The sequence below is a fragment of the Streptomyces sp. cg40 genome (assembly GCF_050320165.1).
In the GTDB taxonomy this organism is placed as follows: domain Bacteria; phylum Actinomycetota; class Actinomycetes; order Streptomycetales; family Streptomycetaceae; genus Streptomyces; species Streptomyces hokutonensis.
This window is the reverse complement of sequence record NZ_CP190128.1, coordinates 1,821,843-1,845,866: the sequence shown is the minus strand read 5'-3', so window position 1 is coordinate 1,845,866 and position 24,024 is coordinate 1,821,843. Positions and strand designations below refer to the sequence as shown.

The following is a 24,024-nucleotide window of genomic DNA, read 5'->3' as shown; positions in this document are numbered from 1 at the left end:
AGAGGCGTCCAGTGGCCCCGCACGGGACGCGCCGCAGCCTGTCGGCCCTGTTCACCGCCGCCCTCGCACTCGTCCTGCTGGCCGGGCCGGCCTGCGTATCCGGCGGCGAGCCCCCGCCCCGGCCCGCACGGTCGGCCCCCGCACACACGTCCGGTCCGCCGACGGCCTACGGCGCCTACGTCGGCTACGGCCCCGAAGCCGTCCGCCGGGTCGCGGAGTTCGGCGCCTGGCTCGGCCGGCCCGAACCCCGGGTCGGCCATGCGTATCTGCCCGGCGACACCTGGACCGGTATCGAGGGCGCCACCGGCGACCTGGACCAGTGGGCCGAGTGGCGCAGGGCCCGACAGGACCGCCTGCTGGTCCTCAATGTCCCGATGCTGGACCGCAACGAGGCCCACCTGCCCGACGACGTGGTCCGCACCGAGTTGAGGGACGGGGCGAGCGGCCGCTACGACGACCACTTCCGCGCGCTCGCCGATCGTCTGGTCCAACTCGGCGCCCTCGACACCGAGATCGTCCTCGGCTGGGAGATGAACGGCACCACCTACACCCACCGCTGTGCGCCCGATCCCGCGTCCTGGAAGCGCTACTGGACCCGCATCGTCACCGCGATGCGGTCCGTCCCCGGCCAGCGTTTCCGCTTCGACTTCACCCCGAACCGCGGCCACGACGCCATCCCCTGGACCGACTGCTACCCCGGCGACGCCTACGTCGACGTCATCGGCATGGACGCCTACGACGCACCCCGGGGCCTCTCCTTCTCCGGCCAACTGACGGAGCCGTACGGCCTGTTGGCGCAGACCGACTTCGCCCGCGCCCACCACAAGCCCGTCGCCTACCCCGAGTGGGGCCTGTTCGACAACGGCGACAACCCCGCCTACGTGCGCGGCATGCTCACCTGGATGGCAGGACAGCACCCGCTCTACCAGACCATCAGCGACTACTGCCCGCACGGAGTGTGGCGCTGCCGCGCCAACCCCAAGTCCGCGGCCGTATACCGTGCGCTGACGGATCATCAGCCCTGAAGGCCCTGAAGGCCCTGAAGGCCCTGAAGGCCCTGAAGCCCTGAACGCGGAGAACGGCACCGCCCGGGCAGGCGGGCGATGCCGTTCGTGTGCGCCGTCGAACTACCCGGCTACGGCGTCCACTTCACGTTCGGATTGACCTGGCCGGTCCAGTTGAAGATCGCCATGTTGTCCCAACCGTCCCCACTGGTCGCGATGTTGGCCGGGTCCCAGCCGTTGCCCGTGACCGCGTACCAGGTCGGCTCCCAGTAGAAGACACCGATCGCGCCCGCGCTGCGCGCCGTGTTCTGTACGGCGGTGAACTCCGCTCCCTGGCCCGCCCAGGTCAGCGGATAGCCCGAGCACCCGGACGTCACCGAGTTCGCCGTACTGTCCGCGTCCGACGAGGTGAACGGATAGGCCGTCTCCGCGATGATGACGTCCTTGCCGTAGCGGGACTTCATGTCCGAGACGACGCTGCCCATGTTGGCCAGCGTGCCGTGCCACATGCAGTAGTAACTCAGCCCGGTGATGTCCCAGTTGACGCCCTGCGCCTTGATGCCGTCGTAGAACCAGCGGGCGTTGGAGTCGCTGTCCGCGTCGGCGGTGTGGATGATCACCTGGGTGGAACTGTTGCAGGCCTTGGTCGCGTTGTAGCCCGACTTCAGCAGCAGACCGAGGTTGGTGAAGTTGTTGTTGACGACCTTGCCGTCGTCCCACAGCATGCCGACGTTGATCTCGTTGCCGATCTGCACGCTGTCCGGGGTGGTGCCCTGGGACTTGAGGCTGTTGCAGACGTCGTAGGTGTAGTTGTAGACGTCGGTCTGCAGCGCGCTGATGCCGTGGCTGGACCAGGCCGCCGGCTTGTACTGCTTGCCCGGGTCGGCCCAGGTGTCGGAGTAGTGGAAGTCGATCAGCAGCTTGAGGCCCTTGGCCTTGACCTGCTTCGCGTAGGCCAGCACCTTCGCCTTGTTGTTGTAGCCGCTGGCGGGGTTGTTCCAGATCCGCAGGCGGACGTAGTTGACGCCGGCGCCCTTCAGGATGTCGAGGGGGTCCTGGGCGGTCCCGCTGGAGTCGTAGTACTTGGCGCCGAGGTCGATCGCGCGCTGTGCGGACGAGACGTCGGCGCCGAGCATCGTGAGCGAGTTCGCGGCGGCGGCGTCCGTGGGGGTGAGCATCGCCGCCGGCAGGGCGACTGCGGCCAGCAGCAAGGCGGCCTTCACTATGCGGCCCGGGATTTTCACGGGGTACCCGACCTCCTTGGGTCGACTGACATGCGCATGCGGGTTGGGTTCTGAGAACGTTCACAGTATGAGAGGTAACAGGCACTGTAAATATGTGTGACGGCTGTATTTCCCGCAGTTGGTAGACGTGAAGTCGGCGTCAATGGAGTGGGAACGTACACAACACACACCACACGGTCGTACCGCGGTACTACGCCCGCCCCCGCAACGGCCCCTCGGTACGACGGGTTTCGGGCCCCCGCCCTCCTAGCGTTGCCGGTGTCCAGTCGGGGCAGTGGCACGTGAGCGTGAGGGATGACGATGATCGAGGCGCAACAGCTGACGAAGCGGTACGGGGAGAAGACGGCGGTGGACCGGCTGGACTTCGTCGTCAAGCCGGGCACGGTCACCGGCTTCCTGGGTCCCAACGGTGCCGGGAAGTCCACCACGATGCGCATGATCGTCGGCCTGGACGCGCCCACCGCCGGCACCGTCACGGTCAACGGCAGGCCCTACGCCGAGCACATTGCACCGCTCCAAGAGGTCGGCGCGCTCCTGGAGGCCAAGTCGATCCACCCGGGCCGCTCCGCGTTCGACCACCTGATGGCACAGGCGTACACGCACGGCATCCCGCGCCGCCGCGTCGACGAGGTCATCGAACTGACCGGACTCCAGTCCGTGGCCAAGAAGCGGGCCGGCGCCTTCTCCCTCGGCATGGGGCAGCGCCTCGGCATCGCCGCCGCGCTGCTCGGCGACCCGGCGACCGTGATGCTCGACGAACCCGTCAACGGCCTTGATCCAGAAGGCGTGTTGTGGATCCGCAACCTGCTGACCGGGCTCGCCGCGGACGGCCGTACCGTCTTCGTCTCCTCGCACCTGATGAGCGAGATGGCACTGGTCGCCGACCACCTGATCATCGTCGGACGGGGCCGGCTGCTGGCCGACACCACCGTGCGCGACCTGGTCCGCACGGCCGGCGGCGACACCGTCACCGTGGCCTCCGAGCAGCCCGCCCGGCTGCGCGAGGTCCTCGCCGGTCCCGGCGTGGAGATCACCGGCGAGGTCGGCTCCGAGGAACTGCATGTCACCGGGCTGACCGCGCGCGCCATCGGCATCAGGGCCGCCGAGCACCGCATCCCGCTCTTCGAACTCAGCGCGCGGACCGTGTCGTTGGAGCAGGCGTTCATGGACCTGACCCGGGACGCCGTCGAGTACCACGGCACCACCACCGTCGAGACCCCCGGGAGGGCCGCGTGAGCACCGCGACCGCCACCGACAGCGCCGCACCCGCAGCACTGCGGCCGGCCCGGCCGCCGTACAAGGTCACCGGGCGCCGCGTGCTGCGCTCCGAGTGGGCCAAGCTGTGGTCCCTGCGCTCCACCTGGATCACCCTGGGCCTCGGCCTGCTGTTCCTCATCGCGTTCGGCCTGATCGCCGCCGCGCACTACAAGTCGTCATACGACGGCGGGCACTTGAGGCCCGACGACGCCAACTCCACCGCGCTCGACATCTCCCTCTTCGGCACGAACTTCGCGCAGCTCGCCCTTGGCGTGCTCGGCGTCCTGGTCACCGCGGGCGAGTACTCGACCGGCATGATCCGCTCCACGCTGGCCGCCGTGCCGCGCCGCCTGCCGGTGCTGTGGTCCAAGGCCGCCGTGTTCGGAGTGGTCGCGCTCGGCGTCTCGCTCGTCGGGGTGTTCGTCGCGTTCCCGATCGTCAGCGGCATCGTCTCCGGCACCCCTGCGGCCCTCTCCTTCTCCCACGCCGGAGTCGTCCGCAGCCTGCTCGGCGCCGGTCTCTACCTCGGCCTGGTCGGCGTGATCGGCACCGCGCTGGGCGCGTGGCTCCGCTCGGTCGCCGGCGGCATCTCGGTGCTGGTCGCCTCGCTGATGCTGGTGCCCGGACTGATCGAGCTGCTGCCCAGCTCCTGGCAGGACGACATCAGCCCGTATCTGCCGAGCAACGCGGGCCAGGCCATGTTCGCGCTGACCCACGACTCGACGACCCTCTCGCCCGGCGCCGGACTCCTGGTCTTCCTCGTTTGGACCGTTCTCACGCTGGGCGGTGCCGCCTACCGGCTGGTGAAGACCGACGCCTGAGCCGTGCGACGCGGCATCCGGCCCGCTCAATGGTCGGATGCCGCATCGGCGTGCGGCCCCACAATGGACAGGTGACCTCCATGGACCCGGACCAGTGACACCGATGAGCCCCGACGACCCCGCCCACGTGCTGTTCGCGGAGACGGACCTCCCGTGGAGCCACCCCGTGGCCGGCCGGCTGTCCCGGTTCGGCCGCCGGATCAAGCAGGGCGACCGGCGGCACCCCTGGGTGCTGGACACGTCTCTGATCGTCCTGGTCGTGCTGATGTTCTGCCTGCCGGACGTGCTGGACGGCGACGACGGCCGGCGGCGCGGCTTCGACAACAGCTTCATCCACCTGCCGTGGCCGGGGACCGTCGCCCTCCAGCTCGGCCTGGTGCTGCCCCTGCTGTGGCGGCGCCGCCGGCCGACCCTGGCCTTCGCGCTGATCGCCGCGGTGTTCTTCGTCCAGGCCGGGCTGGGGGTCTGGCTGCGCGCGGACGTCGCCCTGCTGATCTCCCTCTACAGCCTGGTCCTGCACGGGCAGTTGAAGCGGCTGCCCGCCGCCTGCGCGGTCACCCTCGCCGCCCTGGGTCTCTTCGCGCTGCGGCTGCCGTCCGAAGTCCCGGTCCTGGACGCCCTGTTCGTGCTGTTCAGCACGATCACCGCGGCCGTCGCGCTCGGCTTCGTGGTCCGCATCCGGCGCGCCCAGCTCGCCGTACTGCGCGACCGCGCGGCCCGCCTGGAGGTGGAGCGCGACCAGCGGTCCAAGCTCGCCGCCGCAGCCGAACGCACCCGTGTGGCACGGGAGATGCACGACATCATCGGCCACAACCTCTCCGTCATCATCACCCTCGCCGACGGCGGCGCCTACGCCACCGACCTCGCCCCCGAACGCGGAAAGCAGGCCCTGCTCCTCATCGGCGACACCGGCCGCCAGGCACTCGGCGAACTCCGGCGCATGCTGGGCGTGTTGCGCGTGCAGAGCCCCACCCCGGACGCCCCCGAACTCAGCCCGCAGCCGGGCGTCGCCGACCTCGACGCCCTGTGCGCCCGCATCCGCGCGGCCGGCCCGCAGGTCGTCTACCGCACCGGCGGCGATCCGGCCGCCCTGGACCGGGGGGTCCAGCTCACCGTGTACCGGATCGTGCAGGAGGCCCTCACCAACGCCCTCAAGCACGCGGGCCACGACACCCGCGTCGAACTGACCGTGCACGTCGAGGACGCCCGGGTGCGCATCGACTGCCACGACACAGGCTCGGCCGGGACCGTTCCAGGACCCGCACCGAGCCACGACGAAGGACACGGACTCGCCGGCATGAGAGAACGCGCCGCCCTCTACCACGGCACCGTCACCGCGGGCCCCGCCCCCGGCGGCGGCTGGACGGTACGGGCCACCCTCGACCTCACCCCGCTCGACGCGATCGGGGGAGCGGCATGACGACCGTGCTGATCGTGGACGACCAGCCCCTCCAACGCCTCGGATTCCGCATGCTGTTGGAGGCCAACCCCGACACCGAGGTGGTCGGCGAGGCCGGGCACGGCGGTGAGGCGGTGCGGATGGCCGCCGAACTGCGCCCCGACGTGATCCTGATGGACGTACGGATGCCCGGCATGGACGGCATCGAGGCCACTCGCCGGGTCGTCGCGGCCGGCGACCGTTCCCGCGTCCTCATCCTCACCACCTTCGACCTCGACGAGTACGCCCACGAGGCGCTGCGCGCGGGAGCCAGCGGCTTCCTCCTCAAGGACGCCCACCCCGAGGAACTCCTCGCCGGAATCCGCGCGGTGGCCTCCGGCGACGCCGTCATCGCCCCCGCCCTCACCCGCCGTCTGCTCGACGCCTACGCCCAGCACCTGCCGAAACACTCACCCGAAGGCCCCGCCGCCGGTTCGGCGACGGACGATCCCCGCATCCGTTCCCTCACCGAACGCGAGCGCGAGATCCTCCTCGCCATCGGCCAGGGCTGGACCAACGGCGAGATCGCCGAGCGCCTCTTCGTCTCCGAGTCCACGGTGAAGACCCACGTCGGCCGCGTCCTGGCGAAGGTCGGCGCCCGCGACCGCATCCAGGCCGTGATCCTCGCCTACGACCTCGGCCTCGCCCGCCCCAACGCCCCCGACCAGTAGGCGAGTTGAGTGTGCGGATCGTGAAAGCTCAACTTGCGTGGCCCGCACGCAAAGCCTGGTACGCGCTGTGGACGGTTCCACCCATCGCGACAACTGTTGCTTCCCATGGCCGAGAGAACAGGGGCTGTGTCCCGCAGAACGTTATTGGGCGTCATGACGGCGACGGTGACCGCGGCGACCGTGCCGCTGACTTTCGGAGCAGCGAGCGCCGAAGCCACTCCACAGGCGAGACCCGATCTGCTCTATGTCGGCAGCTGGAACGGCGGACAGGTCTACGGCGTCGCGTTCGACCCCGTTGAGGGAGTCCTGACGTCCAACGGATCGGTTGCGCAGGTCAGTTCGGGCTGGGTGTCCGCGCATCCGGACCGCCCGCTGCTCTACGTCGGCAGCCAGCTGAACGGCGGAATCGTCACCGCCCTCGCCGCCGACCGCACGACCGGCGCGCTGACCCGGCTCGGCCAGGTGAGCACGGACGGCGGAGCCACGGATGGCGGCGGCCTGCCGTACATCGGCGTGGACCGGTCCACGCGCACCCTCCTCGTCGCCAACTTCGAAGCGGGCCTGGCCACTTCACTCCCGATCCACCGGGACGGCACACTCGGCGCACCCGTGTCGGTCGTCGTGGACACCGGCTCGGGGCCCAGCCCACGCCAGTTGGGCCCGCACCCGCACCAGGTAGTTGTCGCACCCGGCCGCCGCCACGCCCTGGTCCCCGACTTCGGCGCCGACCGCGTCTTCGTCTACGGTTTCGACGGTACGACGGGTGCGCTGTCCGTGGGCGGGACCGGTCCAGGCGCCTACGCCACCGACGCCGGAGCGGGCCCCAGACGGCTCGTCTTCCACCCCGACGGACGCCAGGCCTACCTGCTGACCGAACTCACCGCCGAACTCCAACTCCTCGACTGGGACGGCAGATCCGGCGAACTGACGCACCGCCAGGACCTCGCGATCGACTCACCCGACTTCACCGGCACCAAGAGCGGCGCCGAACTCGCCATCAGCCGCGACGGCCGCTTCGTCTATGCCTCAAGTCGCGGCGAGAACACCCTCGTTGTGTTCGAGGTCGAGCGGCGCACCGGGCTGCTCTCCTTCCTCCAGCGCATTCCCAGTGGGGGCCTGAAGCCCTGGAGTTTCACCGTGCACCCGAGCGGGCGCTGGCTGCTGGTCGCCAACGAGGCGAGCAGCACCGTCGACGTCATCGCCGTCGACCCCCGTTCCGGGCTCCTGATCGGCACCGGGAACTACCTGCCCATGCCCAACCCCGACAGCATCGCCGTCCTGATGCCAGCCTGACGGCCACCACGTCAACGTCAACTGCGTCCTCGTTGGCGACCGCATGATCCGCACCCACTTCGCCTGGACCGGCGACGGCGGCATGAACGGCGCCGACCACCCCTGATAAATCCCGTGCCCCACCACCCCGAGCTTCCCTACACTCGCCACAACCGTTGACGAGTGAGACGAGTGAGAGGAGCCCGCCGTGCGTGACCGCACCGCCGTTCTGCTCCTGTCCTCGTCCCTCCGGTACCCGCCGCGCGGCCGGTACCGGACACCCGTGACGAGCAGCTGAGCACCTGACTCCACGTCAACTCTTTTTCCTCGTACGGGAATCGCGCCGCCCTGCACGGAAACACTCTCGAAAGGCCACGGGCCGTGCGCACCGAACGCCCTGTCACCAACCCGCTCACCGCCGTCCGCAACCTGGGCATCCTCGCCCATGTCGACGCCGGCAAGACCACCGTCACCGAGCGGTTCCTCTACCTCACCGGCTCCACGCACAAGCGTGGCGAGGTCCACGACGGCACCACCGTCACCGACTTCGACCCCCAGGAACGCGACCGCGGCATCACCATCTTCGCCGCGGCCGTCAGCTGCGCCTGGGACGGCCACCGCGTCAACCTCATCGACACCCCGGGACACGTCGACTTCGCCGACGAGGTGGAGCGCTCGCTGCGCGTCCTCGACGGCGCGATCGCCGTGTTCGACGCCGTCGCGGGCGTGGAACCGCAGAGCGAGTCGGTGTGGCGCCAGGCCGACCGCTACGGCGTGCCGCGCATCGCCTTCGTCAACAAGCTGGACCGCGCGGGCGCCGACCTCGACACGGCCGTCGCCTCCATCAGGGAACGGCTCCATCCGGCGCCGCTGGTGGTGCAGTTGCCGATCGGCACGGAGGACGGCTTCACCGGAGTCGTCGACCTGCTGCGCCTACGGGCCCTGGTGTGGGCGGACGTTGACGGCCCGGTGGCCGAAGTCCCGGTGCCGGAGGACCTGTTGGCGGAGGCGCGGCGACGCAGGCGGCTGCTGGAGGAGGCGGTGGCGGAACTGCATCCGGGCGCGCTGGAGGAGTTCTGCGCCGAATCCACCCTGTCCGCCGGGACGTTGAGCACGGCACTGCGCGACCTGACCCGCACCGGCGACGGTGTGGTCGTGCTGTGCGGCTCGGCCTACCGCAACCGGGGCATCGAACCACTGTTGGACGCCGTCGTGGCGTATCTGCCCTCGCCGTTGGACGTGCCCCCGGTACGGGGAACGTACGACGGCGGCGAACAGGAGCGGGCGGCCGATCCCCAAGTGCCGTTGTCCGCCCTGGCGTTCAAGGTGAGCGCGGCGGGGACCGGACGGCTGACGTACCTGCGGATCTATTCCGGCGCGATCGAGAGAGGAGACACGGTGTGGGATCCGGGCACACGCCGCACCGAGCGGATCGGTCGCATCCTGCGGGTGCAGGCCGACCGGCACGAACGGCTGGAACGGGCGGTCGCCGGGGACATCGTCGCCGTGGCCGGACTCAAGTCCGTCCGCGCCGGCTCGACCCTGTGCGCACCCGACGCGCCACTCGTCCTCGAGCCGCCCGCGGTCGCCGACCCCGTGGTCTCCGTGGCGGTCGAGGCGCGGCGGAGCACCGACACCGACCGGCTGACCTCGGCGCTCGCCCGACTGGCCGAAGAGGACCCGTCGTTGGTCGTGCGGACCGACGCCGAGACCGGCCAGACGGTCCTGTCCGGCATGGGCGAACTGCACCTGGAGGTCGCTGTGGAGAAGATCCGCCTGGCCACCGGGGTCGAGGTCGACGTCGGTCGCCCGAGGGTGGCCTACCGGGAGACGGTCGTGCGCGGGGTGTCCGGTTTCGTGTTCCGGCACGTCAAACAGGACGGTGGCTCGGGCCAGTTCGCGCACGTGGTGCTGGACGTCGAGCCGCTCGAAGGGGGCGATTTCGCGTTCCGCTCGGCGGTCGTCGGCGGGCGGGTGCCGCAGGAGTACATCCGCTCGGTGGAGGCCGGCTGCCGCGACGCCCTCACCGAGGGGCCGGTCGGCGGGTTCCCGGTGACCGGGCTGCGCGTCACGCTGACCGACGGGGCGACCCATGTGAAGGACTCCTCGGAGCAGGCGTTCCGCACGGCCGGCCGCCTCGGCCTGCGCGAAGCGCTGCGTGCCTGCGAGACGGTCCTCCTCGAACCGGTCGCCGAGGTCACGGTCACCGTCCCCGAGGACGCGGTTGGAACGGTCCTGGGCGACCTGTCCGCCCGCCGCGGCCGGGTCACCGGCTCGACGACCCGCTCGGGCTCCGCGCTCGTCACGGCGACCGTGCCGCTGGCCGAACTCTTCGGCTACGCGACGAGGTTGCGCAGCCGGACCCAGGGCCGGGGCACGTTCACGGCCCGGCCGACGGGGTACGCCCCGGCGCCGGACGGGGTGGCGGTGGCCCGGTAGCGGCGAATGGGCGGGAGGCGTCTCCGTGCGGGGCGCCTTCCGCTTCCCGTTCCCAGGTCGCGGAGAGGCGGGTCTGGGATGAACTCGCGGCCCGCGCAGGGTGGTTGTGCGTTCGGCTGTGGCGCGGCGGTGGCCCCGTTGGCGGCGCGCGGACGGGGACGGGCGCGGGCGCGGTGGTGAACCGCCCCGTGCCCGCCCCCGTAGGGGAGGCGTCCGTGGTGGGGCACCTCCCGCCGCCCGCCCGTGGGGGGCACGCTCGGGTCGGCACGTCTCCGCGTGCCGACCCGACAACCGAGGAGCACCGCATGATCTTCATCGCCGTACGGTTCCCCGTCCGCCCCGAGTACCGGGACGAATGGCTGGACCGGGTGGCCGAGTTCACCGCCGCGACCCGGGCGGAGCCCGGCAACCTGTTCTTCGAGTGGTCCGTCGACGCGGTCGATCCGAACCGCTTCGTGCTGCTGGAGGCGTTCGCGTCCCCGGAGGCGGGCGCGGTCCACGTCGCCTCCGAGCACTTCAGGACGGCCATCGCGTGGATGCCGGACGTCGTCGCCGCGACGCCCGACATCATCAACGTCGAGGCGGAGGGCGGGGGTTGGTCGCCGATGGCGGAGATCACGCCCCGGGTGTGACGGTGGCGGGTGCGGACCGGAGGGGGAGCTCCGGCCCGCACCCACCACGACCTCAGGGGTACGACACCACGGTGGACGGGATCGTCGACGTGCCCGAAGTCGCCGCTCCCGTCTCGTTGATGACGTGTTCGTACTGGCCCTGCCCGCCGAGCGAGACGACCAGCAGGTCGTGGAACTTCACGCCCGAACGGTTCGGCGCGGAGAAGCCGTTGTGCTGCACGATCGTCGGGTCGACGTTGTAGTAGCAGTAGCTGCCCAGGCCCCAACCCTCGTGCACCGTCACATTGGCACCGACCTTGTAGGCCGCGTACCCCTTGATCGAGCCGTTCTGGATGGCCGCCTGGTTCGGGGCGTCGTACGCCTTCTCGTTCTGGAAGAAGATCGTGCGGCCCCGCTCGCCGTTCCACTGCACGTCGTACTTGTTGAAGTGCTCCACGAACAGGCCGGTGGCCAGTACGTCCGCGCCGCCCACGACGAGGCCGTAGTCGGCCCGGTTGACGTCCCAGCCGATGCCCGTCCCGTGGTCGGCGCGCCAGAGCCAGGTGTGGTCGACGATGGTGTGCCGGTTGTTGATGACCATGCTGGTCGTGGCCTTGCCCGCGCCCGCGCCGCCGATCCGGACGAACACGTCCTGCACGGTGGTCGGGTTGGCCGAGTGGTCCGTCGTCGTGCCGGCAGGCCCGACTTCCAGCAGGGTCGCCGAGTTGACCGTTCCGGCGTCGATCAGGAACCCGGCCAGTCGCACACCGTCCACATCGGCGGTCTTCAGGGCCGTAACTCCGTTGTCGGGGACGAGAGTTGCGTAACCCAGGCCCAGTACAACGGTGTTGGCCCGGTTCACCTGGATCGGCTGGTCCAGATGGTAGATCCCCGGCGTCAGCAGGAGGTGGAGTCCCTGCGTGAGCGCCTGGTTGAGGGTCGCCGCCGTGACGCCGGGCTTCGCGACGTAGAACTGCGACAGCGACAGCGAGGTGCCGCGCGGGGTGCCGTTGCCCCAGGTCACGCCGCTCGCGTTGGTGCGCTTCTCGGGGAGGAAGACGCGGTACTCGGTGCCGTTGAGGTAGAGGAAGGGCTTCTCGCGGGAGACGGGGGTCGTGGCGAGGGTGGTGTACACCGGGTTCGGGAAGCCCTGCGCGGGAGCGCCCTGCACGCCTGAAAAGACCATGTTCCAGACGCCGTTGAGCCAGCCGCCGATCACGCTGTCCCGGGTGTACCACTGCTGCTGCGAGTACGGCTGGACCTGGCCGTCGATCCGGCTGTCGGCGATGTAGCCGCCGGAGGCCCAACCGTAGCCGTTCGGGGCGAGGTTGAGGCTGCCGCGCACATGCATACGACGGAAGGGGGCCGCCTGAGCCACGGCCCACCGGTTGGTTCCGCTGACGGGGACGAGCGCGAGGTTCTCCGCCGAGCGCCAGAAGTTCTGCGTGGCGTTGCCGTTGAACCAGCCCGCGTCGACGGTGACGTCACCGTTGATGGTGGTGTCGTCGGGAGAGAGTCCGAGGCCCGCGATCGAGGTGTAGAAGCCGAGCTGGGCGTTGAGCCCGGAGTAGGTGCCGGGCTTGAAGAAGAAGGCGTAGCGGCCGGTGCCGAACTGGGCGGTCTCCTGCTGGGCGAAGACCTGGTCCAGCTTGGCCTGGATGCCTGCGGTCGACGGGTCGAAGACGATCACGTTGGGGCCGAGATCGCCGCCGCCCGGCAGGGCGAGTGGCTTGTTCGCAAGCGGAGTTGCGGGAGTTGCGGGGGCGGCGGAGGCGGTTGCGGGCAGCCCGGCCAGGGCGGACACGGCGGCGGCCGCACCGAGGACGGTTCTGCGGGGCACTGAGGACATGTCGCGGCTCTCCTTGTTCATGAAATGAACGCCGGTGGGGTTGGGAGCGCTCTCTCGCGGGGGAATGCTTCAGGTCCGTGAACGCGGTCGTCAAGAGGTACGACCGAGTTCGACGAGTGGCGTCCAAACTCTTGACGCCTTTGACTTCCGAGGTTTAACTCACGTCCTAAATTAAGTCGTGAGTGCATTCCCTGAAGGGACACCCGGAGTATGCGCAGCATCCGAGCCGCGGCCGTAGGCGCCGTCACCATGTCACTCGCCCTTGCGGCCACGGCCTGCGGAGGCGGTTCGTCCACGGGTGGGGGATCCAACGACTCGCCCAAGACGCTCACCTACTGGGCCTCCAACCAGGGCGCCAGCATCGCGATCGACAAGAAGGTCCTCCAGCCCGAGCTCGACAAGTTCAAGAAGCAGACGGGCATCACGGTGAAGCTGGAGGTCGTGCCCTGGTCCGACCTGCTCAACCGCATCCTGACCGCGACGACTTCCGGCCAGGGCCCCGACGTCCTGAACATCGGCAACACCTGGAGCGCCTCCCTCCAGGCCACCGGCGCCTTCCTGCCGTGGAACGCGGCCAACTTCGCGAAGATCGGCGGCAAGGACCGCTTCGTCGACTCCGCGCTCGGCTCGACCGGCGCCGTGGGCAAGGACCCGGCCGCGGTCCCGCTGTACTCGATGGCGTACGCGCTCTACTACAACAAGCAGATCTTCGCCGACGCGGGCATCGCCCAACCCCCGGCCACCTGGGCCGAGTTGCTCGCCGACGGCAAGAAGATCCAGGCGAAGGGCAAGCAGGTCCTCGGCGCCGAGGGCGCCAACGTCTCCGAGAACATCCACCACACCTTCGTCTTCGCCAAGCAGCACGGCGCCGACTTCTTCACCGCCGACGGCAAGGCCGACTTCACCAACGACGGCGTCGTGTCCGCCGTCAAGCAGTACGTCGACCTGATGGCCAAGGACAAGGTCATCCCGGTCGGCAACGCCGAGTACGCGCAGAACCAGTCCGTCAGCGACTTCGCCAAGGGCAAGACGGCGATGCTGATGTGGCAGTCGGCGTCCGCCAACCTCAAGTCCCAGGGTATGAGCGACAGTTCGTACGGCATCGCCCCGATACCCGTGCAGTCCGGCACCCCCGGCACCGGAGCGCAGGTCAACTCGATGGTGGCCGGCATCAACCTGGCCGTCTTCAAGAACACGAACAACTTGGACGGGTCCACCAAGTTCGTGAAGTTCATGACGAGCGACGCCGAGCAGAAGATCCTCAACACCGCCTACAGCTCCATCCCGCCGGTGAAGGCCGCGCAGGAGGACACGGCGTTCAACACCCCCGCGAACTCCGTCCTGAAGAACACCCTCGCGACCAGCGCCGCCGCGCTGCCGCAGGTCGCCGACGAGTCGCAGTTCGAGACGGCGGTCGGTACAGCCGTCAAGAACCTGTTCGCCGACGCCGCCGCCGGACGCGCGGTCACCACCGCCTCCGTCAAGGCGGAACTCGAAAAGGCCCAGCAGCAGATGCCGGCGAAGTGAGTGCGACTGTGACGAGCACTGTCACCCCGGAGGCCGCCGTGCGGAAGAACCCTTCCGACCCGGCGGCCCCCGGCCCGCGTCGGCGGCGCGGCGAACGGATCCGCCGTATAGGACTGCCCTACCTGCTGCTCCTGCCCGCCCTGGTCCTCGAACTCCTGGTCCACCTGGTGCCGATGGTCATCGGCATCGTCATGAGCTTCAAGGAACTCACCCAGTTCTACATCCGCGACTGGGGCACCGCGCCCTGGTCCGGCTTCGACAACTACAAGGTGTCGGTGGACTTCAGCGCCCCCGTGGGCAAGGCGCTCCTCCACTCCTTCTTCGTCACCGTCGGCTTCACCCTGCTCTCCGTCGGCTTCTGCTGGCTGATCGGCACGGTCGCCGCGATCTACATGCAGGACACCTTCCGCGGCCGGGGCTTCCTGAGAGCGCTCTTTCTCATCCCGTACGCGCTGCCGGTCTACGCGGCCGTCATCACCTGGGTGTTCATGTTCCAGCACGACAACGGCCTGGTGAACCACGTCCTGCACGACCAGCTGCACCTCACCGACAAGCCGTCGTTCTGGCTGATCGGCGACAACAGCTTCTACGCGCTGCTGATCGTCTCGGTCTGGAAGGGCTGGCCGTTCGCCTTCCTCATCGTGATGGCCGGCTTGCAGAACATCCCCAAGGAACTGTACGAGGCCGCCTCGATCGACGGCGCGGGACGCCTCCAGCAGATCCGCCGGATCACCCTGCCGTCGCTGCGCCCGGTCAACCAGGTGCTGGTCCTCGTCCTCTTCCTATGGACGTTCAACGACTTCAACACGCCGTACGTCCTGTTCGGCAGATCGGCACCCGAAGCCGCGGACCTCATCTCGGTGCACATCTACCAAGCCTCGTTCGTCACCTGGAACTTCGGCACCGGCTCGGCGATGTCGGTCCTGCTGCTGCTGTTCCTGCTCGTCGTCACCGGCGTGTATCTCGTGTTCACCTCACGCGGACGGAAAACCGCCGATGTCTAGCCCCACCTCGCCCATGGCCCCGCCCCGCTCCTTCATCTGGTCGCGGCGGATCTTCCTCACCCTGCTCACCGGCTTCGTCCTGGTGCCGGTGTACGTCATGCTCTCCAGCTCCCTGAAACCGCTCTCGGACGTCACCGGCAAGTTCCGCTGGCTGCCGAGCGGGCTCACCATCCGCCCGTACATCGACATCTGGTCGACGGTCCCGCTCGCGAAGTACTTCATGAACTCGCTGATCGTGTCCGTCGCCGCGACGGTCTGCTCGGTGGTCATCGCGGTCTTCGCCGCGTACGCCGTCAGCCGCTACGAGTTCCGCGGCAAGCGCGTCTTCACGGTCACCGTCCTGTCGACGCAGATGTTCCCCGGCATCCTCTTCCTCCTCCCGCTGTTCCTCCTCTACGTCAACATCGGCAACGCCACGGGCATCGCCCTGTTCGGCTCGCGCGGCGGCCTGATCCTGACGTATCTGACCTTCTCCCTGCCTTTCTCCATCTGGATGCTGATCGGCTACTTCGACTCCGTGCCAAAGGACTTGGACGAAGCCGCGCTGGTCGACGGCTGCGGTCCGCTCGGCGCGCTGCTGCGGGTCGTCGTACCGGCCGCGATCCCCGGCATCGTCGCGGTCGCCGTCTACGCCTTCATGACCGCGTGGGGAGAAGTCCTCTTCGCCTCCGTCATGACGAACGACTCCACCCGCACGCTCGCCGTCGGACTCCAGGGCTACTCCACGCTCAACGACGTGTACTGGAACCAGATCATGGCCGCCTCGCTGGTCGTCAGCGTGCCCGTGGTCGCCGGCTTCCTGCTGCTCCAGCGCTATCTCGTCGCCGGGCTGACGGCGGGCGCCGTCAAGTGACCGACCCGACCGACTCCGCCGACCACACCGCTGACAACTCTGCTGACCGTAAAGGGACTTCAGTGACCATCGACTTCGCCGCGCTCCCGCACGACTTCCTGTGGGGCACGGCCACCGCGGCGTACCAGATCGAGGGAGCCGTCGCCGAGGACGGGCGTTCGCCGTCGATCTGGGACACCTTCTCGCACACCCCAGGAAAGATCGACAATGACGACAACGGCGACGTCGCCTGCGACCACTACCACCGCTGGCGCGAGGACATCGGCCTGATGCGCCAACTCGGCGCCAGCGCCTACCGGTTGTCCATCGCCTGGCCCCGGGTGCTCCCCGGCGGCGACGGCCCGGTCAACGCCAAGGGCCTCGCGTTCTACGACGAGTTGGTGGACGGACTCCTGGAAGCGGGCATCACCCCGTCCGTCACCCTCTACCACTGGGACCTGCCCCAGGCGCTCCAGGACCGCGGCGGCTGGCCCGAGCGCGCCACCGCCGAGCATTTCGCCGCCTACGCCTCGGTCGTCGCCGAACGCCTCGGCGACCGCGTCACCCACTGGACCACCCTCAACGAGCCCTCCTGCTCGGCCTGGATCGGCCACCTGGAAGGCAAGATGGCGCCGGGTTGGACCGATCTAACCGCGGCCGTCCGCGCCTCCTACCACCTGCTCCTCGGCCACGGCCTCGCCGCGCAGGCGATCCGCGCCGCCGCCCCGAACGCCCAGGTCGGCATCGTCAACAACCTCTCCCCGGTGTACCCCGCAAGCGACCGCGACGAGGACGTCCAGGCCGCCCGCCGGCAGGACGGCCACGTCAACCGCTGGTGGCTCGACCCGATCCACGGCCGCGGCTTCCCGGCCGACATGGTGGAGACGTACGGCGTCGAACTCCCCGAGCAGCCGGGCGACTTGGCGACCATCGCCGCTCCGCTGGACTGGCTGGGCCTGAACTACTACTTCCCGGCGACCGTCGCCGACGACCCCACCGGCCCCGCCCCCTACACCCGCGCCGTCCGTCGCCTCGGCGTCCCGCGCACCGGCATGGACTGGGAGATCGACGCCTCCGGCATCGAGACCCTGCTGCTCCGCCTCACCGAGGAGTACGACCCCCGCCGGATCTACGTCACCGAGAACGGCTCCGCGTTCCCCGACGTCGTACGCCCCGACGGCACCGTCGACGACCCGGAACGCCAGGACTACCTGGTCCAGCACCTCGCCGCCTGCGCCTCCGCGGCCCGCAAGGGCGCCCCGCTGGCCGGTTACTTCGCCTGGTCGCTGCTCGACAACTTCGAGTGGGCGTACGGCTACGAGAAGCGCTTTGGACTGGTCCACGTCGACTACGACACCCAGGTCCGCACGATCAAGGGCTCCGGCCACCGGTACGCGGAGATCATCCGCGACCACCGCAGCCGGGCGCGGCGCGCGGCCTGACCGATACCGCCCCGGTGGGCGCGGGCGGGGGAGCCCGCACCCACCGGGGTACCAACGGCCCCATGGACCGCTCCAACCCCCTCAGTCCTGTGACTGTCATGCGCACGTCAGAGTGAACACCCCCAGAAGGAGATCAGCCTCTCAAGGAGAGCCGCATGCGAACCCGCACCCGCACCCTGTTCACGGCGCTCACCGCGCTGACCCTGCTCTGTGTCACCCCGGCTCTCGCCGCCCCAGCCCCGCAGGCCCCCGCCGCGGCGACCTGGGACACCGACCGCGCGGCCGCCGCCTACGCCGCGAACCCGGCCGCCGTCACCGCCTCCGGCAGCGAGAACGCCGGCACCACCCCCGGCCTCGCCTTCGACGGCGACGGCGCCACCCGCTGGTCCAGCAACTTCGCCGACGACGCCTGGATCCGCCTCGACCTCGGCACCACCCTCCGCGTGGACCGCGTCACCCTCGACTGGGAGGCCGCGTACGGCAAGAGATACGTCCTGGAGATCTCGAAGAACGGCACCGACTGGACCCCCTTCTACACGGAGACCGCGGGCACCGGTGGCTCGGTCACCACGAGCACGTACCCCCAGGAGGTGACGGGCCGCTACATCCGCCTGCGCGGCCTGGAACGGTCCACGCCCTACGGCTACTCGCTCTACTCCTTCAAGGTCTACGGTGGCGAGGCGGCCCCCGCGTCCACGACCCGCACCAACCTCGCCCTGAACCACCCGGCGTACTCCAACTACTACCAGCACAACGGCAATTCACCGGCGTACGTCACCGACGGCGGCTGGCCCGCCAACCTCAAGGACGACGCGACCCGCTGGTCCAGCGACTGGAACGCCGACCGCTGGGTCTCGGTCGACCTCGGCGAGACCTCGACGATCGACACGGTCGACTTCTACTGGGAATCCGCCTACGCCGTCGACTACTTGCTCCAGGTCTCGGACGACAACACGACCTGGCGCACGGTCTACGAACCGTCGGCCGCCGACATAGCCGCACGGCGGGCCGATGTGAAGTCGCCCTCCGACGCGACGGGCCGCCACGACACGGTGACGCTGCCCCAACCCGTGACCGGCCGCTACGTCCGCATGCTCGGCAAGGAACGCCGCTCCTTCTACAACCCGGCGCCCTACACGGCCCAATTCGGCTACTCGCTCTACGAGTTCCAGGTCTGGGGCACCGGCGGCAACGCGTCCGCCGCCTACCCGGCCCTCCCCGGCGACCAGTCGGGCACGTATCAGACGATGTTCTTCGACGACTTCACGTCCGCCGCTCTGGACCGCTCCAAGTGGCGGGTCGTGCGGACCGGCACCGAGATGGGCCCGGTCAACGGCGAGTCCCAGGCCTACGTCGACTCGACGGACAACGTCCGGACGCAGAACGGAGAGTTGATCCTCGCGGCGAAGTACTGCAAGGGCTGCACGCAGGCGGGCGGCGGGACGTACGACTTCACGTCGGGCCGCATCGACACCAACACCCACTTCGACTTCACGTACGGCAAGGTCAGCGCCCGCATGAAGCTCCCGGTCGGCGACGGATTCTGGCCCGCCTTCTGGCTGCTCGGCAGCAACGTCGACAACCCGTCCGTGTCCTGGCCGGCCTCCGGCGAGACCGACATCATGGAGAACATCGGCTACTCCAACTGGACCAGCACCTCGCTCCACGGTCCCGGCTACTCGGCGGACGGCAACATCGGCGCCCGCCAGACCTTCCCGAACGCCGGCACGATCGACCAGTGGCACACGTACGCCGTCGAATGGACCCCGACCGCGATGCGCTTCTACGTCGACGACAACCTCGTCCAGGAGACCACCCGCAACAAACTCGAATCGACCCGCGGGCAATGGGTCTTCGACCACAACCAGTACGTCATCCTCAACCTCGCCCTGGGCGGCGCGTATCCGGCCGGCTGGAACCAGGTGACCACGCCGTACTGGGGCCTGCCGCAGTCGAGCGTCGACAAGGTCGCGGCCGGGGGAGTGCAGGCAGAGGTGGACTGGGTGCGGGTCGAGCAGAAGAAGTGAGAGTTGGGCCGGTCCGGAGCGCGGAACCGGACCGGCCCGTTCGTCCTACGGCGATCCGGCGGCCGCACGCACCGTGCCGCGCAATCGAGTTGCCGCACATCCCGCCCCCTGACACGCTCACGCCCATGCCGACCTTCAGCGCACCCGACGGAACCCGCCTCGCCGCGCACGCCTCCGGCGACGGGCCGCCCGTGGTCTGCCTGCCCGGTGGACCGATGCGGGACTCGGCCTACCTCGGCACCCTCGGCGGCCTGACCGCGCACCGGCGGCTGATCCGGCTGGACCTCCGGGGCACGGGCGCGTCGGAGGTGCCGCGGGACCCGGCGTCGTACCGCTGCGACCGGCTCGTGGACGATGTCGAGGCGCTGCGCGAACACCTCGGCCTGGACCGGATCGACCTGCTCGCGCACTCGGCCGGCGCGAACCTGGCCGCGCTGTACACGGCCCGACACCCGGACCGGGTGGCCCGGCTGACGCTGGTCGCCCCCAGCGTCTACGCGGTCGGCCTGCGGATCTCGGCCGAGGACCGGCTGCGGGTCGCGCGGCTGCGCGGGTCCGAACCGTGGTTCGGACCCGCGTTCGCCGCCCTGGAGGAGATCACCGCCGGGCGGGCCACGCCCGACTCCTGGGAGGCCATCTCGCCCTTCGCCCACGCCCGTTGGGACGAGGCGGCACGGGCATTCGAGGAGGCCGACGCGAAGGAGAAGAACGCGGAGGCCGCGGCCCTCTACGCCGCCGAAGGCGTCTTCAGTCCGGCCGACACCCGCGCGGCACTGGCCGGCTTCACCTCCCCGGTGCGTGTTCTCGCCGGGGAGTTCGACATCTCCGCTCCGCCGCAGGTGCTGGCCCGGTACGCGGAACTGTTCCCGAACGCCGAGTTCGTGGTCCAGCCCGGCGCCGGACACATGCCGTGGCTGGACGACGCCGAGCGGTTCACCGCGCTGGTGCTGCCGGTCAGCAGTCCCTGAACTCCGGGGACTGGTTCAGCACTTGGGACCGCAGTGAAGTGAACTTCGCATACGTCTCGCCGTCCCGCGCCGTCGGCCGGAACGCCGCCACCCGGTGGCAGTTCTGGAAGGCCAGGGCCACCCCGAAGTGGCGCTCCAGGCTGCCCCGGATCGCGTCGCTGGCCAGCGCCCGCAGCAGTTGGCCGCGTTCCTTCTCGGACGGCGGCGGGGTCTGGTTGTCGGTGAAGTCGGCCGTGCCGTCGTGGAGTTCGGCGGCGAGGCCGGCGACGAGGTCGTAGGCGTAGGGCAGGGACGTGCGGACCGTGTCCACGAAGTCCGCCTCGCGGATGTCACCGTGCTCGGCTTCGGCGAGGAGCTTCGGGGAGACGTCGAGAGACATGAAAAGGGGTGTCCTGTCGGGTAGTTGGGAGTGGTGGGGAGGGGAAGGGCGGGGTGCGGCGGTCGTCAGGTCAGTGCCGGCGGACCCGGTACGTAGCCCGGGTCCACCTGGGCGGCCAGGTCCAGGCCCGTCGCCCGGTCCGCCCAGGCCCGGGCGTTGCGCAGGTGGAACTCGACGGCGTGGCGGTGCAGAGTCGGCCAGTCCCGGGAGCAGGAGTCCACGGCCTCGCGCAGCAGACGCAGCGCGTGTGCGTTGTGCGGCTCCAACTCGCCTTCCGACCGGCCCTGTTCGGCGGCGCGGACGGCGGGGGAGTGGACCAGGTGGGTCAACAGGTCGTCGCCCACCTCCTGTTTGAGGAAGAGCAGGTCGTCCTCGCCGGTCACCTTGTTGCCGATCACGGCGAGCCGGATCCCGAACTCCCGTGCGTGGTCCCGGTACTGGCGGTAGACGGAGACGCCCTTGCGGGTGGGTTCGGCCACCAGGAAGGTGAGGTCGAAGCGGGTGAACAGGCCGGAGGCGAAGGCGTCGGCGCCCGCCGTCATGTCGACCACCACGTACTCGCCGGTGGTGTCGACGAGGTGGTTCAAGTACAGCTCCACCGCGCCGAGTTTGGAGTGATAGCAGGCCACCCCGAGGTCGCTCTCCGCGAACTCGCCCGTCGCCATCAGCGGCACGTCACCCGCCTGGACCACGTGCCGGGCGTGCACCTCGTCGTCGCCAAGCAGTCGCAGCAGGTGTGAGCCGCGTCCGGGCGGCGTGGTCTTGATCATGGCCTCGGGGGAGGCGATGCGCGGGTTGGTGCCGCGCAGGAAGTCCTTGAGTTCGGTCAGGTGCTCGGCCAGGGGCGGGGCGGTAACCGGTTCGGTGCCGGGGGACAGGGCCTCGGCCAGGTGCTGGTTGATGTCGCCGTCGATGGCGAGCACGGGGGCGCCGGAGCGTTCCAAGTGGCGGGCGAAGAGGGCCGACAGCGTGGTCTTTCCGCTGCCGCCCTTGCCTACGAACGCGACGCGCACTACCGGTCCGCCGCTTTCGCAGTTTTGAAAATGAATGTCATGTGGCTAGGTTTTAGGGGTCGGCTGCAGGGCTGTCAAATCGGAAGCGGCCATCAGGGTTGGCCGCCGTGGGTGATCGCCGGGCGCGATCAAGAACCGGAGTCTTAATGCATATGATATGTAAGTGCTTGATTACTGCATCAGGGCGGCGGGCCCGGACGATATCGACGGTGCGCGTGCCGTGATGCTCGACACCGTCTACCGCGACTTCGCCACCGGCTACGTACCCCGCTGGCACGCCGACATCATCGACCCGGACGCCGCCTATCTCGCCCCGGCCCGCCATACCCTCCTCGTGGCGCTAGACCCGGGCGACGGCACGGTCGTCGCCACCGCCGCGCTCGACTCCCGTGGACCGGTCCACCCGCCGAACCCGCGCGAACTCGCCGAGCGCTACCCCTCCGGCGAGACCGCGCAACTGCGCCGCGTCTACGTCCGCCCCGCGCACCGCCGCCGCGGCCTCGCCCGGCACCTCGTCGCCGAACTCCTCGCGTTCGCCGAGGCCGACGGCGGCTACCGCGCCGTATACCTGCACACCGATCCCGCCGTGCCCGGCGCCGAGGCCTTCTGGCGGTCGCTCGGCAAGGTCGTGCACGACGAGCGCGACGACCCGGCCGGCGGGCAGGGGATCGTGCACTTCGAACTGGCGATGGAGCGATGACCGCGATGCGACTGCGACGATTCCGACGAACCCGCCCTGCCCCACTGCTCCTTGGGCTCGCCCTCGCCCCGCTGCTCACCGGCTGTTTCGCGTCCGCCGGTGAGGAGGGCGGGGAGACGGCCGGGAAGTCCGGTTCCCGGCTGCGCGTCGCCCTCGCGTTCCCGCCCGCCGAGAACCTCTCCCCGTACGGCGCCGACGCCACCATCCTCAGCCGGCTCGGCGTCACGGAGGGCCTGACGTCCCTGGATGCCAACGGCTCCGCCGCCCCCGCGCTGGCCCGGTCCTGGCAGCGGGAGAGCGACCGCAGCTGGCTATTCACGCTGCGCGAGGCCACCTTCCAGGACGGCACCGACGTCACCCCGGCCCGCGTGGCCGCCGCCCTCACCCACGCCACCGAGGTGAAGCCCGCCCCCGCCGCCCTCTCCGGCGTCACCCTCACCGCCGAGCCCGCGGGTGGCGACCGCGTGCGCGTCACCACCAACTCCCCGGATCCGGTACTGCCGTTGAGGCTGGCCGGTCCCGCCCTCGCCGTCCTCTCCCCGAAGGCGTACGTGAACGCGAAGGGCCGGGTCGACCCGGTCGGCACCGCCACGGGCCCCTTCGAGCTGACCAAGGTCACCGGCTCCACGGCCGCCACCCTCGACCGCTACGACGACTACTGGGGCCGCCTCGCGCACGCCTCCGGCATCGACGCGCGGTTCATCGCGGACGGCACCGCCCGCACCAACGCGCTGCGCACCGGGCAGGTGGACATAGCCGAGGCGATACCCGTCGCTCAGGCCGCGACCCTCAAGACGGACACGCGCCGCGAGACCGCCACCACGCGCACGACGAGCCTCCAACTCAACACCGGTACGGGCCCGTTCAAGGATCCGAAGCTCCGGGCCGCCGCGCGCGGGGCCGTCGACACCGGCGCGCTGGCCAAGGGCGTCTACGAAGGTCACGCCGACGCGGGCACGGGCATCTACGGCCCCGCCGTCACCTGGGCCGCCGGCCAACGCGATCGACCCGTCGGGCGGGCGAAGGCAGCGGTGCCCGACGGAACCTCGATCACCCTCGCCACGTACGACAACCGGCCTGAACTGCCGGAAGCCGCCCAGGTGTTGAAGCAGCAGCTGGAAAGGGCCGGATTCCGGGTCGAGTTGGAGGTGCGCGAGTACTCGCGGATCGAGAGCGACGCGCTGGCCGGGAAGTTCGACGCGGTTGTCGCGGCCCGCAACACCCTTGTCGACACCGGGGATCCGGTCGCCGTGCTGGCCAGTGACTACACCTGCGACGGCGGCTACAACCTGGCCCTGCTGTGCGACAGGAGCGTCGACCGGGCCGTGGTGAAGGCCGAGGCTGCCGCCGACACCTCCGCGCGCCGGCGTGCCGCGATGGCGGCCGAGGCCGAGATCCTCGGTACCGACGCGGTCGTGCCGCTGGTCCATCAGCGGGTCGTCACCGGAGTCGGCAGCTCCGTCGAGGGTGTCCTCCTCGACCCGTACGAGCGCACCCTCATCGGCACCGGAACCCGGCGCTGAACC

The 24,024-nt window shown here is 69.9% G+C and carries 20 protein-coding genes; 16 read left to right on the top strand and 4 right to left on the bottom strand.

Annotated elements, in window-relative coordinates; genetic code table 11:
* Positions 1-11: 11 nt before the first annotated feature.
* Positions 12-1,025, top strand: coding sequence for a glycoside hydrolase family 26 protein (locus tag ACQHII_RS08230; RefSeq protein WP_427918632.1), 1,014 nt, complete (start codon positions 12-14; stop codon positions 1,023-1,025).
* 110 nt (positions 1,026-1,135) lie between these two features.
* Here the strand turns inward: ACQHII_RS08230 and ACQHII_RS08225 are convergent, their stop codons facing one another.
* Entirely contained in the window at positions 1,136-2,248 is a 1,113-nt protein-coding gene (locus ACQHII_RS08225) for a glycoside hydrolase family 53 protein (RefSeq protein WP_427918631.1), read from the bottom strand.
* A gap of 300 nt (positions 2,249-2,548) precedes the next feature.
* Between ACQHII_RS08225 and ACQHII_RS08220 the strand changes: the two genes are divergently transcribed.
* The 7 genes from ACQHII_RS08220 (at position 2,549) to ACQHII_RS08190 (ending at position 10,778) form a co-directional block, all read left to right on the top strand.
* Positions 2,549-3,484, top strand: coding sequence for an ABC transporter ATP-binding protein (locus ACQHII_RS08220; protein ID WP_427925254.1), 936 nt, complete (start codon positions 2,549-2,551; stop codon positions 3,482-3,484).
* Entirely contained in the window at positions 3,481-4,326 is an 846-nt protein-coding gene (locus tag ACQHII_RS08215; protein WP_427918630.1) for an ABC transporter permease, read from the top strand. Before ACQHII_RS08220 ends, ACQHII_RS08215 begins: the two co-directional genes overlap by 4 nt.
* Before the next feature lie 103 nt (positions 4,327-4,429).
* Entirely contained in the window at positions 4,430-5,746 is a 1,317-nt protein-coding gene (locus tag ACQHII_RS08210) for a sensor histidine kinase (protein ID WP_427918629.1), read from the top strand.
* The gene (locus tag ACQHII_RS08205; protein ID WP_427918628.1) at positions 5,743-6,435 is read left to right on the top strand and encodes a response regulator; all 693 of its coding nucleotides are present in this window, start codon (positions 5,743-5,745) and stop codon (positions 6,433-6,435) included. Before ACQHII_RS08210 ends, ACQHII_RS08205 begins: the two co-directional genes overlap by 4 nt.
* A gap of 153 nt (positions 6,436-6,588) precedes the next feature.
* Positions 6,589-7,728, top strand: coding sequence for a lactonase family protein (locus ACQHII_RS08200; protein WP_427918627.1), 1,140 nt, complete (start codon positions 6,589-6,591; stop codon positions 7,726-7,728).
* A 360-nt stretch (positions 7,729-8,088) separates the two neighbouring features.
* Positions 8,089-10,146, top strand: a complete 2,058-nt coding sequence (gene fusA, locus ACQHII_RS08195) for an elongation factor G (protein WP_427918626.1) — start codon at positions 8,089-8,091, stop codon at positions 10,144-10,146.
* Between the two features lie 305 nt (positions 10,147-10,451).
* Positions 10,452-10,778 carry a putative quinol monooxygenase gene (locus tag ACQHII_RS08190; RefSeq protein ID WP_427918625.1) on the top strand — a complete coding sequence of 109 codons (327 nt, stop codon included), beginning with the start codon at positions 10,452-10,454 and terminating at the stop codon, positions 10,776-10,778.
* A gap of 52 nt (positions 10,779-10,830) precedes the next feature.
* Here ACQHII_RS08190 and ACQHII_RS08185 read toward each other — a convergent pair whose 3' ends face one another.
* Positions 10,831-12,606, bottom strand: a complete 1,776-nt coding sequence (locus tag ACQHII_RS08185) for a coagulation factor 5/8 type domain-containing protein (RefSeq protein WP_427918624.1) — start codon at positions 12,604-12,606, stop codon at positions 10,831-10,833.
* A gap of 210 nt (positions 12,607-12,816) precedes the next feature.
* On the opposite strand from ACQHII_RS08185, the gene ACQHII_RS08180 reads away from it, so the two are divergent.
* The 6 genes from ACQHII_RS08180 (at position 12,817) to ACQHII_RS08155 (ending at position 20,406) form a co-directional block, all read left to right on the top strand.
* Positions 12,817-14,133, top strand: coding sequence for an ABC transporter substrate-binding protein (locus tag ACQHII_RS08180; protein WP_427918623.1), 1,317 nt, complete (start codon positions 12,817-12,819; stop codon positions 14,131-14,133).
* An 8-nt stretch (positions 14,134-14,141) separates the two neighbouring features.
* The gene (locus ACQHII_RS08175) at positions 14,142-15,137 is read left to right on the top strand and encodes a carbohydrate ABC transporter permease (protein WP_427918622.1); all 996 of its coding nucleotides are present in this window, start codon (positions 14,142-14,144) and stop codon (positions 15,135-15,137) included.
* Positions 15,130-15,990 (top strand): carbohydrate ABC transporter permease, encoded by an 861-nt coding sequence (locus tag ACQHII_RS08170; RefSeq protein ID WP_078532652.1) that lies wholly within the window; start codon positions 15,130-15,132, stop codon positions 15,988-15,990. The genes ACQHII_RS08175 and ACQHII_RS08170 overlap by 8 nt, the downstream gene beginning before the upstream one ends.
* A 62-nt stretch (positions 15,991-16,052) precedes the next feature.
* Positions 16,053-17,411: a GH1 family beta-glucosidase gene (locus tag ACQHII_RS08165; RefSeq protein ID WP_427918621.1), complete on the top strand. Its 1,359-nt coding sequence runs from the start codon at positions 16,053-16,055 to the stop codon at positions 17,409-17,411.
* Between the two features lie 155 nt (positions 17,412-17,566).
* Positions 17,567-19,438, top strand: coding sequence for a discoidin domain-containing protein (locus tag ACQHII_RS08160; protein ID WP_427918620.1), 1,872 nt, complete (start codon positions 17,567-17,569; stop codon positions 19,436-19,438).
* Between the two features lie 125 nt (positions 19,439-19,563).
* Positions 19,564-20,406 (top strand): alpha/beta fold hydrolase, encoded by an 843-nt coding sequence (locus ACQHII_RS08155; RefSeq protein WP_427918619.1) that lies wholly within the window; start codon positions 19,564-19,566, stop codon positions 20,404-20,406.
* Here ACQHII_RS08155 and ACQHII_RS08150 read toward each other — a convergent pair.
* Positions 20,393-20,785: an SCO5389 family protein gene (locus ACQHII_RS08150; protein ID WP_427918618.1), complete on the bottom strand. Its 393-nt coding sequence runs from the start codon at positions 20,783-20,785 to the stop codon at positions 20,393-20,395. The two genes, ACQHII_RS08155 and ACQHII_RS08150, sit on opposite strands and share 14 nt — an antisense overlap.
* A 65-nt stretch (positions 20,786-20,850) precedes the next feature.
* Positions 20,851-21,798, bottom strand: a complete 948-nt coding sequence (locus tag ACQHII_RS08145) for an ATP-binding protein (protein ID WP_427918617.1) — start codon at positions 21,796-21,798, stop codon at positions 20,851-20,853.
* Positions 21,799-21,961: 163 nt separating this feature from the next.
* Here ACQHII_RS08145 and ACQHII_RS08140 point away from each other — a divergent pair, with 163 nt between their 5' ends.
* The gene (locus tag ACQHII_RS08140) at positions 21,962-22,498 is read left to right on the top strand and encodes a GNAT family N-acetyltransferase (RefSeq protein ID WP_427918616.1); all 537 of its coding nucleotides are present in this window, start codon (positions 21,962-21,964) and stop codon (positions 22,496-22,498) included.
* The gene (locus ACQHII_RS08135) at positions 22,495-24,021 is read left to right on the top strand and encodes an ABC transporter substrate-binding protein (protein ID WP_427918615.1); all 1,527 of its coding nucleotides are present in this window, start codon (positions 22,495-22,497) and stop codon (positions 24,019-24,021) included. The genes ACQHII_RS08140 and ACQHII_RS08135 overlap by 4 nt, the downstream gene beginning before the upstream one ends.
* Positions 24,022-24,024: the final 3 nt, after the last annotated feature.